Source organism: Variovorax sp. ISS6 (assembly GCF_056523145.1).
Map to the genome: position 1 here is coordinate 6,851,755 of NZ_JAWRZC010000001.1, position 17,026 is coordinate 6,868,780.

Sequence of the window (17,026 nt, forward strand, 5' to 3'; positions counted from 1 at the left end):
ATGAGCAAACTGATGAGCGCCCAGGAAGCCGACTTCGGCCAGACGCCCTCCCAGACCGTGGGCCCCTACTTCGCCTACGGCCTCACCGCCACGCAGTACGGCTACGACTTCGACCAGCCCTTCGACGCGGTGCTGGCGCTGGACGACGCCGCCGGCGAGCGCATCCGCCTCGAGGGCCGGGTGATCGACGGCGACGGCAATGCCATCAACGACGCGCTGGTCGAGATCAGCCAGCCCGACGGCGAGGGCCGCTATCCGCAGACGCCGGCGCAGGCGCGCGAACTGGGCTTTCGCGCCTTCGGCCGCGTGGGCACCGGCACCGACGCGCAGAACCGCTTCGTGTTCCACACCGTGAAGCCCGGCGCCGAGTCGCCCGGCGAGGCGCCGCACATCAACGTGATCGTGCTGATGCGCGGCCTGCTGCTGCATGCCTTCACGCGCGTGTACTTCAGCGACGAGGCCGAGGCCAACGCCAGGGACGCGGTGCTGCAGAGCGTGCCGGCCGAGCGCCGCCACACGCTGGTGGCGCAGCGCATCGAGCGCGGCGGCGCGGTGAGCTACCGCTTCGACATCCGCATGCAGGGGGCGGAGGAAACCGCCTTCTTCGACGTCTGAGCGCCTGAACCCGAAGCCGGCCACCGCGCCGGCTTTTTCGTACCCGGACTTCTTCTTTACAGCGCGGCAGCCGCAAGGCGGCCGCGCGCTCGCCGCTGCGCAACGCAAAACCATTCCAACACGGAGCAACGCATGTCATCCCCCTCGGCTTCCCTGGACGTCCAGTCCTTCTAGGGCCTGTTAACACGATGCAAGGGGTCGCGTTGCCCCGCAAAGGGGCTGGATGCAAGGCGCCCGCGCGCAGCAAGGCTGATGCCTTGCAAGCGCGGGCAACGCCGCAGACGGCCCCTTTGCGGGGCAACCCGGAGGGAAGCTCGCCAAAGCCCGCCCCTCGGCGTTGCGCTCCTAGCGTGTGCGCACGCACACGCGTCGTCGCGCGCCTTGATGGGCGGGCTTTGGCGAGCTTCGCGACCCCTTGCATCGTGTTAACAGGCCCTAGACCGGCATCCCTTCTCGGCCTTCCAGTGGCGCATCTTCGCGCTGAGCTTCCTCGTGGTGCTGCTCGACGGCTTCGACACCTCGGCCATCGGCTACATCGCACCCTCGCTCGCGAGCGAATGGGGCGCCAGCAAGATGGCGCTCGCGCCGGTGCTCAGCGCGGCGCTGTTCGGGCTCGCGGCCGGCGCGCTGCTGGCCGGCCCGCTGGCCGACCGGCTCGGCCGCAAGCGCGTGCTGGTCGGGGCGGTGCTGGTGTTCGGCCTGGGCTGCCTGGCCTCGGCCTTCTCGCAGAACATGCCGCAGCTGGTGGGGCTGCGCTTCGTCACCGGGCTCGGCCTGGGCGCGGCCATGCCCAACGCGGTGACGCTGATGAGCGAGTACTGCCCGAGCCACCGGCGCGCCACCATCACCAACACCATGTTCTGCGGCTTCCCGCTGGGCGCGGCGCTCGGCGGCTTCCTCGCGGCCTGGATGATCCCGCACCTGGGCTGGCGCAGCGTGCTGGTGCTCGGCGGCATCGCGCCGCTGCTGCTGGTGCTGCTGATGGCGGTGCTGCTGCCCGAGTCGGCGCGCTACATGGTCGCGAAGAAGTACGCCGCCGAGCGCATCCGCGCCGTGCTGCGCCGCATCTCGGAGAGCGCCGCGCAGGCGCGCGCCTTCACCCTGACCGAGGCCGGCCCGGCGCCCGTGGACGGCAGCGGCGGCGGCCTCGCGCTGGTGCTCTCGCCGCGCTACCTCGTGGGCTCGGCCATGCTGTGGATCGCCTACTTCATGGGGCTGGTGATCTTCTACGCCATGATCAACTGGATGCCGATCCTGTTCCGCGAGGCCAGCGTGCCGCCGCAGACCGCGACCGTGATCTCGGCGCTGTTCGCGCTCGGCGGCGTGGGCGCCATCTTCTTCGGCTGGCTGATGGACCGCTTCAACGCCAACCTGGTGATCGCCACCGGCTATGCGCTGACCGCCGTCAGCGTCTACCTGATCGGCCAGTCGCTCGGCAGCCTCGCGGCGCTGGTGCTGACGGTGCTGCTGGGCGGCACGCTGATGAACACCGCGCAGTCCTCGATGCCGGCGCTGGCCGCGGCCTTCTACCCGACGCAGGGCCGCGCCACCGGCATCGCCTGGATGCTGGGCCTGGGCCGTTTCGGCGGCATCGCGGGTTCGTTCCTGGTGGCCGAGCTGGCCAGCCGGCAGCTGGGTTTCGCCCAGATCTTCGCGGTGCTGGCGGTGCCGGCGCTGATCGCGGCCGTGGCGCTGCTGGTCAAGCAGGTGGTGCACCCGCATGCGGCGGACGCCGGCCGGGGCGCCGGGGCGGTGGCCGGGCACTGAGCACGCCCGCCTCCCGGACAGCAAAAAGCCCGCGTCCGCGGGCTTTTTGCTTCTTGCGCAGGGCCGGCGAGCCGGCTCGCCCGCCGTTACTTCTCGGCGTGGTGGATGCGCGACTCGGGCACCGTCTTGAGCTCGCCCGGCACCGAGGCGATGTAGCTCGCGAGGGTCTTGAGCTCGGCGTTGCTGAACTTCTTCGGCTCGACCTGGCCGGCCATCACGGCGTTCGAGCGGCCGAGGTGGACGTTGTTCTTCACGCGGTAGGACTTCAGCGCCACGAACAGGTAGTCGGCATGCTGGCCGGCCAGCTTGGGCACGGTGCCGTCGTTCGGGGTGTTGAAGTTGGCGCCGTGGCACTTGGTGCAGCTGTTGTCCTCGCCGTTCTTCTTGATCAGCGCCTGGATGTTCTCGGGCATCGGCTTGGCCAGCGCGGCCGGGGGAGCGTCGCCTTCCTTCACGCCGAGCTGGCTGTAGTAGGCGGCGAGGTCGGCGATGTCCTGCTCGGTGAGCGTGTCGGCGATCGCGCGCATGGTCGGGTGCTTGCGGTCGCCGCCCTTGTAGGCGGTGAGCGCCGCCGTGATGTACGTGGCGCTCTGGCCCGCGATCATCGGCACCTTGTGGATCTCAGGGAAGCTGGCCTGGTAGCCGATGATGCCGTGGCAACCCACGCACATCTGGACCTTCTTGGCGCCGTCCTGGGGCTTGCCAGTGACTTGCTGGGCTTGTACCGACACCGTCCCGCAAGCGACAGCAAGGGCAAACATCGTGGTCAACAACTTGTTCATTTTGCGCGCACAATCTCGTGGAGATACCGTTTTTCGAACCAACTTTCGATTATATGCAAGGCTCTCGCGGGAGCCGGTGCGGGCCGACCCGAACGACGCACCTTGCCGATCGAGTGTGTTCTTTTCTCCACCACTGCCTCCCGTTCACGCATGAAATTCAAGGGCTCAGACAACTACGTCGCGACACAGGACCTGATGCTCGCGGTCAATGCCGCCATCACCCTCAAGCGCCCGCTGCTCGTCAAGGGCGAACCCGGCACCGGCAAGACCATGCTGGCCGAGGAGGTGGCCCAGGCGCTGAACCTGCCGCTGCTGCAGTGGCACATCAAGTCGACCACCAAGGCGCAGCAGGGCCTGTACGAGTATGACGCGGTGAGCCGCCTGCGCGACTCGCAGCTCAAGGACCTGGATGGCGGCGAGCGCGTGCGCGACATCCACAACTACATCGTCAAGGGCGTGCTGTGGCAGGCCTTCACGGCCGAGCAGCCGGTGGCGCTGCTGATCGACGAGATCGACAAGGCCGACATCGAATTCCCGAACGACCTGCTGCGCGAACTCGACCGCATGGAGTTCTATTGCTACGAGACGCGCGAGCTGATCCGGGCCAAGCACCGTCCGCTGGTCTTCATCACCTCGAACAACGAGAAGGAACTGCCCGACGCCTTCCTGCGCCGCTGCTTCTTCCACTACATCAAGTTCCCCGATGCCGAGACCATGCGCAGCATCGTCGACGTGCACTTCCCCGGCCTCAAGCAGGAACTGCTGGCCGCGGCCATGAAGACCTTCTACGACGTGCGCAACCTGCCCGGCCTGAAGAAGAAGCCCTCGACCTCCGAGCTGCTCGACTGGCTCAAGCTGCTGGTGGCCGAGGACATCCCGCTCGAGGCGCTGCAGAGCAAGGACGACAAGGTCGCCGTGCCGCCGCTGGTGGGCGCGCTGCTCAAGAACGAGCAGGACGTGACCCTGTTCGAGAAGCTGGTCTTCATGCAGCGCAACAACCGCTGAGGCGGCGCCGGTCATGCCTGTGCGGCCATCGCCTCCCGTCGGCCAGCTGCTGGTGCTGGGCGTGGCCCAGGCCGTGCTGTTCGTCGCCGGGGCGCTGCTCGGCCGCTGGGTCGGCCTGTACTTCGGCCTCGATGCCTTCGGCCCCAATGGCTACGGCAACCGCGAGATCTTCGGCATCCTGCTGATCGGCCTCGGCGGCGGCGCGGGCGTGCAGCTCGCGCGCGCCTGGTACGACCGGCGCTACGGCAAGCCGGCCCCCTGAACGACACGAGACACCGCGCAACCATGGCTTTCGTCGAACCCGTCACCCTGAAGTCGCGCGGCCTCGCGCTGGTGCCGCTCGCGCTCGCGCACGAGGACGGCCTGCGCGCCGCGGCCGCCGATGGCGAGCTCTGGAAGCTGCGCGTGACCTCGGTGCCCGAGCCGCAGGACACGCGCGCCTACATCGAGACCGCGCTCAAGACCGCCGACCGCTTCGCCTTCGCCGTGACCGAGGAAGCCACCGGCACCGTGCTCGGCAGCACCAGCTTCCACGACATCCTGCCGGCCGTGAAGCGCGTGGAGATCGGCTACACCTGGTACGCGAAACGCTGCCAGCGCACCCACGTCAACACCACCTGCAAGCTGCTGATGCTCACGCATGCCTTCGACACCCTGGGCTGCAACGTGGTGGGCTGGCGCACCGACAACTTCAACCACGCCTCGCAGCGCGCGATCGAGCGCCTGGGCGCGAAGAAGGACGGCGTGATCCGCGGCCACGCGATGCGCCGCGACGGCACCATCCGCGACACCGTGATGTACAGCCTGCGCGCGGGCGAGTGGCCCGAGGTCAAGGCGCAGCTGCTCTACCTGCTGGACAAGCCGCGCGACTGAAACCCCCAAGGAGCGTCCCATGCTCATCGATTTCTTCTACACCCTGCGCTCGGCCAAGCTGCCGGTCTCCGTCAAGGAATACCTGACCCTGCTCGAGGCGCTGCAGGCCGACGTGGTGGGCCCGAATTCCGACGACGCCTACGGCCTCGACGACTTCTACTACCTCTCGCGCACCGCGCTCGTGAAGGACGAGAAGCACTACGACAAGTTCGACCGGGCCTTCGCCGCCTACTTCAAGGGCGTGGAGATGCTGACCGACTTCACCAAGGAAGTGCCGCTCGACTGGCTGCGCAAGACGCTGGAGCGCGAGTTCTCGGCCGAGGAGAAGGCCAAGATCGAGAAGATGGGCTGGGACGAGCTCATGGAGACGCTCAAGAAGCGCTTCGAGGAGCAGAAGGAGCGCCACGAGGGCGGCAGCAAGTGGATCGGCACGGGCGGCACCTCGCCCTTCGGCCACGGCGGCTACAACCCGCAGGGCATCCGCATCGGCGGTGCCGGCAAGAACAAGAGCGCGGTCAAGGTCTGGGACCAGCGCGCGTACAAGGACTACGACGACACGCAGGAACTCGGCACGCGCAACATCAAGGTCGCGCTGCGCCGGCTGCGCAAGTTCGCGCGCGAGGGCCACGAGGAAGAGCTGGACCTCGACGACACCATCCACTCGACCGCGGCCAATGCCGGCTTCCTCGACATCAAGATGCGGCCCGAGCGCCACAACAACGTCAAGGTTCTGCTGCTGATGGACGTGGGCGGCACGATGGACGAGCACATCCAGCGCGTGGAGGAACTGTTCTCGGCCGTGAAGACCGAGTTCAAGCACCTGGAGTTCTACTACTTCCACAACTGCGTCTACGACTTCATGTGGAAGAACAACCGCCGCCGCTTCTCGGAGAAGTTCGCGACCTGGGACATCCTGCGCAAGTACAACAAGGACTACAAGCTGATCTTCGTGGGCGACGCGACCATGAGCCCCTACGAGATCCTGCAGCCCGGCGGCAGCGTCGAATACAACAACGAGGAAGCCGGCGCCGAGTGGATCCAGCGCCTCACGCACGCCTTCCCCAAGTTCGCCTGGATCAATCCCGAGCCCCAGGGCGTGTGGCAGTACCGCCAGAGCATCTCGGTGATGCAGCAGCTGATGTCCAACCGCATGTACCCGCTGACCCTGCGCGGCCTCGAAGAGGCGATGCGGCTGCTCTCCAAGTAGCCGAAAAGACCTGCCGGCATACCGGGCCTTGACGGCCCCCGAGCCCCGGCCGCGCGGGCTCCTCGGCCCGCACATCCATGTATCCGAACGCGTCCGACATGGACGCGCCGGGTCATGCTGTCAGAATCGTCGCCCATGGTCAGGGTGGTTCGTGTCGTCTTGCCGGCGTTTTGGCCGGCATTGCTTTTTTCCGGGGTCCTGCTTCTGCAAGGCTGCAGCCTGCTGCCGAAAAAGGACGCGGGCGACTCGGCCGCGTCCACCCCCGCGCTGGTCAGCGACGGCGGCGACCGCGCGGCCAGCGCGTCCACGGACAGCGAGAGGGAGGGCAAGGACGGCAAGCGCCGCGATGCCTTCTCGGTCGACGTGCGCGGCCCCGACAGCGTGCGCGAGTACCTCTCGCTGCATCTCGAGATCCAGCGCTACAAGACGCTCGACGATCTCGGCGCGACCGAGATCTCGCGCCTGATGGTCGCGGCCGAGACCAATGCGCGCGAGCTGCTCGCCACGCTGGGCTACTTCACGCCCGCGCTCACGCTCGAGCTGCACGAGACGCCCGCGAGCGACAAGGCGCCGCGCGAGATCGTGGTCACCGTCGAGCCCGGCGAGATCACGACCGTGAGCAACGTGCAGATCAGCTATGCCGGCCCGATCGCCGACGACCCGGCCGCCGAGTCGCAACGCGACACCATCCGCACCGCCTGGGCGCTGCGCGCCGGCCAGCCCTTCACCCAGCAGGCCTGGGACGATGCCAAGGGCGTCGCGCTGCGCAGCCTCACGGCCAAGCGCTTTCCCACCGGCAACATCGAGATCAGCCGCGCCGAGGTCGACGCCGACCGCCACGAGGCGCGCCTGAGCGCCACCTACCAGTCGGGCCCGGCCTACAAGTTCGGCCCGCTGCTGCTGCGCGGCAACCAGCGCTATGGCGCCGACGGCATCCGCCGCATCGCGCAACTGCCCAGCGGGGCCGACTACGACCAGCAGAAGCTGCTCGATGCCCAGCAGCGCCTGGCCAGCAGCGGCTACTTCGACTCGGTGTTCCTCACGCTCGACACCGAAAGCGGCACGCCGCTGGCCGCGCCCGTGATCGCGCAGCTGCGCGAGGCACCGCTGCAGAAAGTGGTGCTGGGCGTGGGCTTCACCACCGACAACGGGCCGCGGCTGTCGATCGACCACATCCACAACCAGCTGCCGCTGCTGGGCTGGCGCGCGGTGTCGCGGCTGTCGGTGGACCGCGACATCCAGTCGCTGGGCACCGAGTGGAAGGCGATCCCCGGCGACGACGGCTGGCGCTGGTTCTCGGGCGCCGAGCTCAAGAGCGAGCAGTCGGGCAGCTACGTGGTCGACAGCGGCCGGCTGCGCGGCGGGCGCAACAAGACCAGCGACCACATCGACCGCAGCTACTTCCTGCAGTACGACTACGCGACCAACCGCGGCACCGACGCCCCGCCCTCGGCCTCGGCCGTGACCGCCAACTGGGGCTGGACCGGACGCTACTTCGACGACAACGGCTCACCGCGGCGCGGCTGGGCCCTCGCGCTCGAGCTGGCCGCGGGCTACACGCTGACCGGCCAGCAGTCGCCGTTCACGCGCACCTACGCGCGCTGGCTCGGCATCGTGCCGATCGGCCGGGCCGACGACAAGGACGCCGCCACGCTGGCGCGCCGCAGCCGGCTGCAGCTGCGCGCCGAGGCCGGCGCGGTGGTCGGCAAGGAGTCGGCGCAGATTCCCTCCACCCTGATGTTCCTGACCGGCGGCGACACCACCGTGCGCGGCTACGGCTATCGCGACATCGGCACCGTGCGCACCGACGGCCAGACCGTGGCGGGCCGCTACCTCGGCGTGCTGAGCCTCGAGTGGCAGCGCCCCTTCGTCTACAAGGACAAGCTCACCGACTTCGAGAGCGTGGTGTTCGTCGATGCCGGCGCGGTGGCCGACAAGCCCAGCGAGCTCAAGCCCAAGGTCGGCGTGGGCGTGGGCACGCGCTGGCGCAGCCCGGTCGGCCCGGTGCAGGCCGACCTGGCCTATGGCGTGGACACGCGCAAGTTCCGGCTGCACGTGCGGCTGGGCTTCACCTTCTGAGCACGATGGCGAGCGCAGCGACCGAGACCCCCACTCCACCGACGCCGCCGGCCCGGCGCTCGCGCACCCGCCGCGCCCTGCGCGCGCTGGCCTGGACCATCGCCGGCCTGTTCGTCGCGCTGCTGCTGGTGCTCGGCGCCGCCTGGTGGTGGCTGGGCTCGAACCAGTCGCTGGCCTTCGCGCTCGCCAAGGCCGCGGCCTACCTGCCGGCCGGCCAGACGCTCGAGAGCCGCGAGGTCACGGGCTCGCTGCGCACCGGCGGACGCATCGGCTGGCTGCGCTGGCAGAGCGAGAGCCTCGCGGTCGAGGTGCGCGAGGCGAAGATCGGCTGGCAGCTCGCGCCGCTGTTCGAGCGCAAGGTGCAGCTCGGCGAGGTGCATGCGGCGCAGTTGCTGATCGAACGCCGCGGCCCACCGAGCGACAAGCCCGCCGAACCGCTCGAGAAGATCGTGCTGCCGGTCGAGGTCGACCTGCCGTTCCGCATCGACGACCTGCGCTGGGCCGGCCCGCCCGCGCTGCAGGCGCAACGGCTCGCGGGCCACTACCGCTACACCGGCGGCGAACACAAGCTCGACGTCGACGGCGTCGACATCGCCGAGGGCCACTACAGCGCGCGCGTGAAGCTGCAGGGCGCGGCGCCGATGGCCATCGAGGCGACGCTCGACGGCCGCGTGAAGGCGCCGCTGCCCGAGGAACGCAGCCTCGAGGTGCTGGCCAAGGCCGGCATCCAGGGCACGCTCGCGGGCGCCGACGCGCGCCTGAACGTCCAGGCCGAACTCGCGCCGGCCGAGCCCGATGCCGACGCCCCGATGGAGGCCAAGCTCGCGGCCACCCTCGCACCCTGGCAGCCGCAGCCCGTGATCGCGGCCAAGGCCGACCTGCGCAACGTCGATGCGTCGAGCCTGTGGCCCGGCGCGCCGCAGACGCTGCTCACCGGCAGCGTCGCGCTCGAACCCGATGCCGCCACCGGCCCCGCCGCCTGGAAGGCCCAGGCCGACCTGCGCAACGCGCGGCCCGGCCCGTGGGACCAGGGCAAGCTGCCGCTCGAGCAGCTGCAGGCCCAGGTCGGCTACGACGGCACCCACTGGGACATCCCGCAGGCCACGCTGCGCGCGGGCGGCGGCCGCATCGACGCCGCGGGCCGCTGGAGCCCCGCGCCCGCGCCCTGGCAGGCGCGCGCCGACGTGCAGGGCGTGCGGCTGGGCGCGCTGTACAGCGAACTCTCGGGCGCGCCGATCAGCGGCCGCGTCACCGCGCAGCAGCGCGACGGCGACAACGGCGGCATCGGCTTCGACCTCGCGCTGCGCGCCGAGGGCGGCGCCGGCAGCAAGGCGCTGCCGGGCTTCGGGCTCGACCGCGTGCTGGCCCAGGGCCAGTGGAAGGACCAGGTGCTGGACCTGCGCACGCTGCGCGTCGATGCGCAGCGCGCCAGCGTCGAAGGCAAGCTGCAGGTGCGCGTGGCCGAGCAGGCCGGCAGCGGCAACCTCAAGCTCGCGATGCCCGGCGCCGAGGCGCAGGTCGACGCCCGCATGGCGCCCACGCAGGGCACGGGCGAACTCAAGGCCCGCATCGACGACACCGAGGCCGTGCAGCGCTGGATCGAGAGCCTGCCCGAGATGGCGGGCCTGTTCGCGGGCCGCGCCGCGAAGGGCTCGGCCCGGCTCGACGCGAGCTGGCAGGGCGGCTGGCAGAACTTCCAGCGCCGGCTGCAGAACCCCGCCGCGCCGCTCGCGCGCGGCAACGCCGAACCGAGCCTGAAGGCCAGCCTCGCGGTGCCCAGGCTCGACCTGCAGCTGCCCGCGGCCCAGGCCGGCGCCGCCGCAACCCAGGTGCAATTGAGCGCGCTGCGCGCCGAGCTCGCGGGCAGCATCGCGCAGGCCACGCTGTCGCTGCAGGGCGAAGCCGCGACCGGCACGCAGAAGCTGGTGCTCGACACGCGCGCCAGCGGCGGCCTCGCGGGCGCCGGCCAATGGCGCGCCGCGCTCGCGAGCCTGCGGCTGCAGGCGCAGGACAGCGCCCAGCCCGCCACGCAGAAATCGCCCTGGGTGCTCGAGCTCGGCCGCGAGGTCACGGCCACGGTGCGCACCGGCGGCGACCGCCTCGAGGTCGAGGCCTCGGCCGCCGGCGCCGCCCTGCGCGGGCCCGTGCCCGGCACGGTGCGCATCGACTGGCAGCCGCTGCGCTTCAGCCAGAGCGGCGCCGCCGCCAACCGCGTGTTCCGCGTGCAGTCGAAGGGCGAGCTCAAGGGCCTGCCGATGTCCTGGGCCGAGGCCTTCGGCGCCAGCACCACCTTCGGCGAGCTCGGCATCAGCGGCGACCTGGTCTTCGACGGCGACTGGGACATCGATGCCGGCGACACGCTGCGCGCCCAGGCCCGGCTCGCGCGCCAGAGCGGCGACATCCGCGTGCAGGCCGGCGAGGCCGCGCTGATCACGCGCATCGAGAGCCGCGGTACCGGCACCGCGAGCGAACGCAAGATGAATTCCAGCGAGGCCGGCCTGAGCCCCAGCACGCCGGCCGGGCTGCGGCGTGCCGAGCTGCGGCTCGACGCCCAGGGCGAGGCGGTGCGCGCCACGCTGGCCTGGGACAGCGAACGCGCGGGCCAGATCGATGCCGAGGCCGGCACGCGCTTCCAGCAGCGCGCCGGCGGCTGGCAGTGGGCGCCCGATGCGCCGCTCACGGGCCGCGTCGCCGCCAGGCTGCCGAACCTCGGCGTGTGGTCGATGCTCGCGCCGCCGGGCTGGCGCGTGGCGGGCACGCTCGACGCCAACGCCACGCTCTCGGGCAGCCGCGCGGCGCCGCGCTGGAACGGCACGCTGGGCGCCGACAAGCTGGCGCTGCGCGCGCCGGTCGAGGGCCTGGACCTGCGCGACGGCCGGCTGCGCGCCAACCTGTCGGGCGACCGCGTCGAGATCGCAGAGTTCACGCTCAAGGGCGGCGCCGGCAGCACGGCCCGCATCGCGGGCCAGAGCGGCAACCGCAGCACCGCGGCCAGCGAGGCCGGCGCCGATGGCGGCACGCTGAGCGCGCGCGGCGAGCTCAACTGGTCGGGCGCTGGCACCACCGCCGGCGCGCCCGGCATCCGCATGGCGCTGCAGGCCGAGCTGCGCGCGCTGCGCGTGCTGGTGCGCACCGACCGCCAGGTCACGCTGTCGGGCGACCTGCAGGCGCGGCTCGAGAACCGGCAGTTCATCGTGCGCGGCAAGCTCAAGACCGACCGCGCCGTGATCATCCTGCCCGACGAGACCGCGCCCAGCCTCGGCAGCGACGTGGTGGTGCGCTCGGCCGCCAAGGACCGCGAGGCGGCCGAGGCGCGCGAGCGCGAGGCCGCGCGCAGCGATGCGCAGGCGGCCCAGGCCGCGAAGCCGCAGACCGCGAAGCCGCCCGACATCTCGGTCGAGTTCGACCTCGGCGACGACTTCGCGGTGCAGGGCCGCGGCATCACGACCCGGCTCGAGGGCCAGCTCGACATCCGCAGCACGCGGCTCGACGCGCCGCCGCGCATCACCGGCGAGGTGAAGACCGTGAAGGGCCAGTACCGCGCCTACGGCCAGCAGCTCGACGTGGAGACCGGCATCGCGCGCTTCAACGGCCCCTACGACAACCCGCAGCTCGACATCCTCGCGATCCGGCCCAACATCACGCAGCGCGCCGGCGTGCAGATCAGCGGCAGCGCGCAGTCGCCGCGCGTGAAGCTCTATTCGGAGCCCGCGCTGTCCGACGCCGAGACGCTGTCGTGGGTGGTGCTGGGCCGCGCCTCGGCCACCAGCGGCGGCGAATCGGCGCTGCTGCAGCAGGCCGCGCTCTCGCTGCTCGGGCGCATCAGCAAGGGCGCCAGCGGCGGCAGCCTGGCCAGCCGCTTCGGCCTCGACGAACTGGGCTTCAAGGGCCCGGGCAGCGGCGGCGACGTGCGCGATTCCGCCGTCACCTTCGGCAAGCGGCTGTCGAAGGACTTCTACGTCACCTACGAGCGCAGCATCGGCGGCACCTTCGGCACGCTGTTCATCTTCTATGACCTCACGCAGCGCCTCACCTTGCGCGGCCAGGCCGGGCAGACCAGCGGCCTCGACCTGATCTACACCGTGAAGTACGACTGAGGTTCGCATGCGGCGCGCGCGTCATGCGCGAAGCCGCGTCTCGTACGGGACTTCGATCTTGACCCCGCGATGGCGCGTGATAAGAATCATCGAAGACGCCTTCCAAGGAGCCGACGATGAACGAGCACGGAGACAAAGGCGGGAGGAACACGGCATCAGACCGTCCGGCAGACGATGCACCGCAGGGTGACGAAACCCGCATCGCCTGGTTGCGCGGCGCTTTCCGCGCCGCGATCGCGGTCGTCGCGGCCATCGCCGCGGCGGCCTCCGTTCCCCACTGGGGCGGCGACAGCTTCCCCATCGCCAGCCTCGTGATCTACGTCGCGGGCATGGTGTTCGTGGCGATGCCGCTGGGCCTCTATTACGAAGCGCTGCTGCAGGCGCACGAGCGGCGCCGCGCGCGCAATGCCGAGCGGCGCGAGGCGAAGGCCTTGTCGCACGCGGCGGTTTAGCGGGGTTTCAACCGGCGTCGCCGCCGCCCTGCGGATAGAGCAGCTTCGCCTCCGCCACCATGTGCCCGCCATCGGGCATCAGCTTGGCGCGGTGGTCGCGCACGGCCGTGGCCACGATCGGCAGCATCGCCTGCGCCTTGCCCTGGTCGAAGCTCTCCACCAGCGCCAGCCGCATGCTCGGCGCCCAGAAGGACTTGAGGTGCGCCGCGATGGCCTGCGTGGCCGCGCCGGCGTCCGACGGGGTCTGGGCCTCGAAGAAGGTGCCGATCTGGTTGGCCATCTTGATCAATTGCACCGACTGGTCATGCATGCGCTGTGTCTCCGCTCGTTGTCGTCGTGAGGTTGTTCGTCATCAATGCGGGCGCTGCCCGTTCGCCGCAGCCGGCACCGTGTCGGCCGGCAGGCGCTGCGGATGGCAGTAGACCACCAGGTCCTCGCGCCGCGCGAAACCCACCAGCGTGAGCCCGGCGCGCTGCGCGGTCTCGACCGCGAAGGAGGTCGGCGCCGACACCGCCGCCAGCAGCGAGACGCCGGCCATCGCGGCCTTCTGCACCATCTCGAAGCTCGCGCGGCTGGTCACGGCGATGAAGCCCGCCGCGGCATCGACCTCGTTGGCCGCGAGCGCGCCCACCAGCTTGTCGAGCGCGTTGTGGCGGCCCACGTCCTCGCGCAGCCACGACACCTCCCCGTCGGCCGAGCACCAGGCCGCGGCATGCACCGCGCCCGTGGCTTCCTGCAGGGTCTGCAGCGACTGGAACTGCGCCATCGCGCGACCGATCGCGGCGCGCTCGAACGACGGCCCCGCGGCCAGCACCGGCAGCTCGCGCGCCACCTGCGCCAGGCTCTCGGTGCCGCACAGGCCGCAGCCGGTGCGCCCGGCCAGCGAGCGGCGCCGCTGCTTGAGGCGCGCGAACGCGGCCGCCGAGACCTCGAGCCGCACCGTGATGCCGCGCTCGGCGCTCTCGATCTCGCTGCCGTAGAGCTCGTGCGCCGCATCGAGGATCCCCTCGCTCAGCGAGAAGCCGAGCGCGAAGTCCTCCAGGTCGAGCGGCGTGGCCAGCATCACCGCGTGCGAGATGCCGTTGTATTCGAGCGCCACCGGCACTTCCTCGGCCACCCAGTCCTGCACCGCGAACGGCTGGCCGCCGCGCACGCCGCGCACCGGCAGCAGCCGCGCGCCTTCGCAGAAAGCGGCCGTGTCGGCGCTCGCGAGCGGCAGGGTGGCGATGTTCATGGCGCTGCGCTCTCCTGCCCTACTTCGCGGGCACCGTCTCGTTCGAGGGCGAGGGCGCCGAGGCCGCATTGAGCAGCTCGTTCTGCACCCGGTTGAAGCGGCTGTACTCCTGTTGCCAGGCCGAAGGCTGCATCACCGGCATCACCTGCACCGCCGTCACCTTGTACTCGGGGCAGTTGGTGGCCCAGTCGGAGTTGTCGGTGGTGATCACGTTGGCGCCCGACTCGGGGAAGTGGAAGGTGGTGTAGACCACGCCCGGCTGCATGCGCTCGGACACCGTCGCGCGCAGCACCGTCTCGCCCGCGCGGCTCTGGATGCCGACCCAGTCGCCGTCCTTCACGCCGCGTTCCTCGGCGTCGTGCGGATGCAGCTCGAGCCGGTCCTCGCCGTGCCACATGTTGTTGTCGGTGCGCCGCGTCTGCGCGCCCACGTTGTACTGCGACAGGATGCGCCCGGTGGTCAGCAGCAGCGGGAAGCGGCGCGTGACCTTCTCGTCGGTCGGCACGTACTGCGTGACGATGAAGCGCCCCTTGCCACGCACGAACTTGTCGATGTGCATGGTCGGCGTGCCTTCGGGCGCCGCGTCGTTGCAGGGCCACTGGATGCTGCCGAGCTCGTCGATGCGCTTGTAGCTCACGCCATGGAAGCTCGGCGTCAGCGCGGCGATCTCGTCCATGATCGCCTCGGGGTTCTTGTAGTTCATCGGATAGCCGAGCGCGTTCGCCAGCTTCACCGTGACTTCCCAGTCGGCCAGGCCGGCCTTCGGCGGCATCACCTTGCGCACGCGCGAGATGCGGCGCTCGGCGTTGGTGAAGGTGCCGTCCTTCTCGAGGAACGAGGAACCCGGCAGGAACACGTGCGCGTACTTGGCGGTCTCGTTGAGGAAGATGTCCTGCACCACCACGCATTCCATCGCCATCATGGCGGCGGCCACGTGCTGGGTGTTGGGGTCGGACTGCACGATGTCCTCGCCCTCGCAGTACAGGCCCTTGAAGCTGCCGCCGATCGCGGCGTCGAACATGTTGGGAATGCGCAGGCCCGGCTCGGGATCGAGCTGCACGCCCCAGGCGGCCTCGAAGGAACCGCGCGTGGTGCTGTCCGACACGTGGCGGTAGCCCGGCAGCTCGTGCGGGAACGAGCCCATGTCGCACGAACCCTGCACGTTGTTCTGGCCGCGCAGCGGGTTCACGCCCACGCCCTCGCGGCCCACGTTGCCGGTGACCATCGCGAGGTTGGCGATGCCCATCACGGTGGTCGAGCCCTGGCTGTGCTCGGTCACGCCCAGGCCGTAGTAAATGGCGCCGTTGCCGGCGGTGGCGAACAGCCGCGCGGCGGCGCGCATCTCGGCGGCCGGCACGCCGGTGAAGGCTTCCGTGGCCTCGGGCGACTGCTCGGGGCGCTCGACGTAGGCCTTCCATTCGGCGAACGAGGCCGTGTCGCAGCGCTCGGCCACGAATTCGTCGGCCATCAGGCCTTCGGTCACGATCACGTGCGCCAGCGCCGTGACCACCGCCACGTTGGTGCCGGGGCGCAGTTGCAGGTGATGCGCGGCGCGGATGTGCGGCGACTTCACGATGTCGATGCGGCGCGGGTCGACCACGATCAGCTTCGCGCCCTGGCGCAGCCGCTTCTTCATGCGCGAGGCGAACACCGGGTGGCCATCGGTCGGGTTGGCGCCGATGACCATGATCACGTCGGACTTCTCGACCGACTGGAAGGTCTGCGTACCGGCCGATTCGCCCAGCGTCTGCTTCAGGCCATAGCCCGTGGGCGAATGGCACACGCGGGCGCAGGTGTCGACGTTGTTGTTGCCGAAGCCCGCGCGCACCAGCTTCTGCACCAGGTAGGTTTCCTCGTTGGTGCAGCGCGAGGAGGTGATGCCACCGATGGCGTTGCGGCCGTACTTTTCCTGCAGGCGCTTGAACTCGCCGGCCGCGTAGTTGATCGCCTCGTCCCAGCTCACCTCCTGCCACGGATCGGTGATCTTCTGGCGGATCATGGGCTTGAGCATGCGGTCCTGGTGCGAGGCATAGCCCCAGGCGAAGCGGCCCTTCACGCAGGAGTGGCCGTCGTTGGCCTTGCCGTCCTTCCACGGCACCATGCGCACCACCTCGTTGCCCTTCATCTCGGCCTTGAAGGCGCAGCCCACGCCGCAGTAGGCGCAGGTGGTGATCACACTGTGCTCGGGCTGGCCGAGCCAGATCACCGACTTCTCCTGCAGGGTGGCGGTGGGGCAGGCCTCGACGCAGGCGCCGCAGCTCACGCACTCCGATTCCATGAAGGGCTGGTCCTGGCCCGGCGACACGCGCGACTCGAAGCCGCGGCCGCTGATGGTCAGCGCGAAGGTACCCTGGGTTTCCTCGCAGGCGCGCACGCAGCGGTTGCACACGATGCACTTGGAGGGGTCGTAGGTGAAGTACGGGTTCGACTCGTCCTTCTCGCTCTTGATGTGGTTGGCGCCGTCGAAGCCGTAGCGCACGTTGCGCAGGCCGGTCACGCCCGCCATGTCCTGCAGCTCGCAGTTGCCGTTGGCCGAGCAGGTCAGGCAGTCGAGCGGATGGTCGGAGATGTAGAGCTCCATCACGCCCTTGCGCAGGTCCTGCAGCTTCGGCGTCTGGGTGCGCACCTTCATGCCGGCCTCGGCCGGCGTGGTGCACGAGGCCGGGAAGCCGCGACGGCCCTCGATCTCGACCAGGCACAGCCGGCACGAGCCGAAGGGCTCGAGGCTGTCGGTGGCGCACAGCTTGGGCACCTGGATGCCGGCGTCGACGGCCGCGCGCATCAGCGAGGTGCCGGCCGGCACCGTGACCTCGGTGCCGTCGATCTCCAGCGTGACCTCGCGCTCGGATTCGCGCTTGGGCGTGCCGTAGTCGGTTTCCTTGAGATGGTTCAACATGTCTTTGCTTTCTCTGGGG

At 70.3% G+C, this 17,026-nt stretch carries 13 protein-coding genes; 9 read left to right on the forward strand and 4 right to left on the reverse strand.

The annotated features are described in order from the left end of the window. Both pcaG and AC1HIL_RS31680 read left to right on the forward strand, forming a co-directional pair. Window positions 1–615, forward strand: coding sequence for a protocatechuate 3,4-dioxygenase subunit alpha (gene pcaG, locus AC1HIL_RS31675; RefSeq protein WP_057590881.1), 615 nt, complete (start codon window positions 1–3; stop codon window positions 613–615). 492 nt (window positions 616–1,107) lie between these two features. Continuing rightward, window positions 1,108–2,382: an MFS transporter gene (locus AC1HIL_RS31680; protein WP_479670839.1), complete on the forward strand. Its 1,275-nt coding sequence runs from the start codon at window positions 1,108–1,110 to the stop codon at window positions 2,380–2,382. An 86-nt stretch (window positions 2,383–2,468) separates the two neighbouring features. Here AC1HIL_RS31680 and AC1HIL_RS31685 read toward each other — a convergent pair whose 3' ends face one another. Continuing rightward, entirely contained in the window at window positions 2,469–3,164 is a 696-nt protein-coding gene (locus AC1HIL_RS31685) for a c-type cytochrome (RefSeq protein WP_057590879.1), read from the reverse strand. A gap of 150 nt (window positions 3,165–3,314) precedes the next feature. On the opposite strand from AC1HIL_RS31685, the gene AC1HIL_RS31690 reads away from it, so the two are divergent. The 7 genes from AC1HIL_RS31690 to AC1HIL_RS31720 all read left to right on the forward strand — a co-directional run bounded on the left by AC1HIL_RS31690 (window position 3,315) and on the right by AC1HIL_RS31720 (window position 12,877). Then, window positions 3,315–4,169: an AAA family ATPase gene (locus tag AC1HIL_RS31690; RefSeq protein ID WP_057590878.1), complete on the forward strand. Its 855-nt coding sequence runs from the start codon at window positions 3,315–3,317 to the stop codon at window positions 4,167–4,169. A gap of 13 nt (window positions 4,170–4,182) precedes the next feature. After that, window positions 4,183–4,431: a hypothetical protein gene (locus AC1HIL_RS31695; protein ID WP_261217665.1), complete on the forward strand. Its 249-nt coding sequence runs from the start codon at window positions 4,183–4,185 to the stop codon at window positions 4,429–4,431. 23 nt (window positions 4,432–4,454) lie between these two features. After that, a complete protein-coding gene (locus AC1HIL_RS31700; protein WP_057590876.1) occupies window positions 4,455–5,042 on the forward strand; it encodes a GNAT family N-acetyltransferase in 588 nt (195 codons plus the stop codon). 19 nt (window positions 5,043–5,061) lie between these two features. Continuing rightward, a complete protein-coding gene (locus AC1HIL_RS31705) occupies window positions 5,062–6,249 on the forward strand; it encodes a vWA domain-containing protein (protein WP_057590875.1) in 1,188 nt (395 codons plus the stop codon). Between the two features lie 135 nt (window positions 6,250–6,384). Beyond that, a complete protein-coding gene (locus tag AC1HIL_RS31710; RefSeq protein ID WP_479670840.1) occupies window positions 6,385–8,328 on the forward strand; it encodes an autotransporter assembly complex protein TamA in 1,944 nt (647 codons plus the stop codon). 5 nt (window positions 8,329–8,333) lie between these two features. Beyond that, entirely contained in the window at window positions 8,334–12,425 is a 4,092-nt protein-coding gene (locus AC1HIL_RS31715; protein WP_479670841.1) for a translocation/assembly module TamB domain-containing protein, read from the forward strand. A gap of 116 nt (window positions 12,426–12,541) precedes the next feature. Then, the gene (locus AC1HIL_RS31720) at window positions 12,542–12,877 is read left to right on the forward strand and encodes a hypothetical protein (RefSeq protein WP_057590872.1); all 336 of its coding nucleotides are present in this window, start codon (window positions 12,542–12,544) and stop codon (window positions 12,875–12,877) included. A gap of 7 nt (window positions 12,878–12,884) precedes the next feature. On the opposite strand, the gene AC1HIL_RS31725 is transcribed toward AC1HIL_RS31720, so the two are convergent. From AC1HIL_RS31725 to fdhF, 3 genes are read right to left on the reverse strand one after another with little or no spacing between them, the layout of a single operon-like run. Further along, window positions 12,885–13,187: a formate dehydrogenase subunit delta gene (locus tag AC1HIL_RS31725; protein WP_261217677.1), complete on the reverse strand. Its 303-nt coding sequence runs from the start codon at window positions 13,185–13,187 to the stop codon at window positions 12,885–12,887. A 42-nt stretch (window positions 13,188–13,229) separates the two neighbouring features. Continuing rightward, on the reverse strand, window positions 13,230–14,111 hold the full coding sequence (fdhD, locus tag AC1HIL_RS31730) for a formate dehydrogenase accessory sulfurtransferase FdhD (RefSeq protein WP_261217679.1): 882 nt from the start codon (window positions 14,109–14,111) through the stop codon (window positions 13,230–13,232). Window positions 14,112–14,130: 19 nt separating this feature from the next. After that, a complete protein-coding gene (gene fdhF, locus AC1HIL_RS31735) occupies window positions 14,131–17,007 on the reverse strand; it encodes a formate dehydrogenase subunit alpha (RefSeq protein WP_479670842.1) in 2,877 nt (958 codons plus the stop codon). Between the last annotated feature and the right edge of the window lie 19 nt (window positions 17,008–17,026).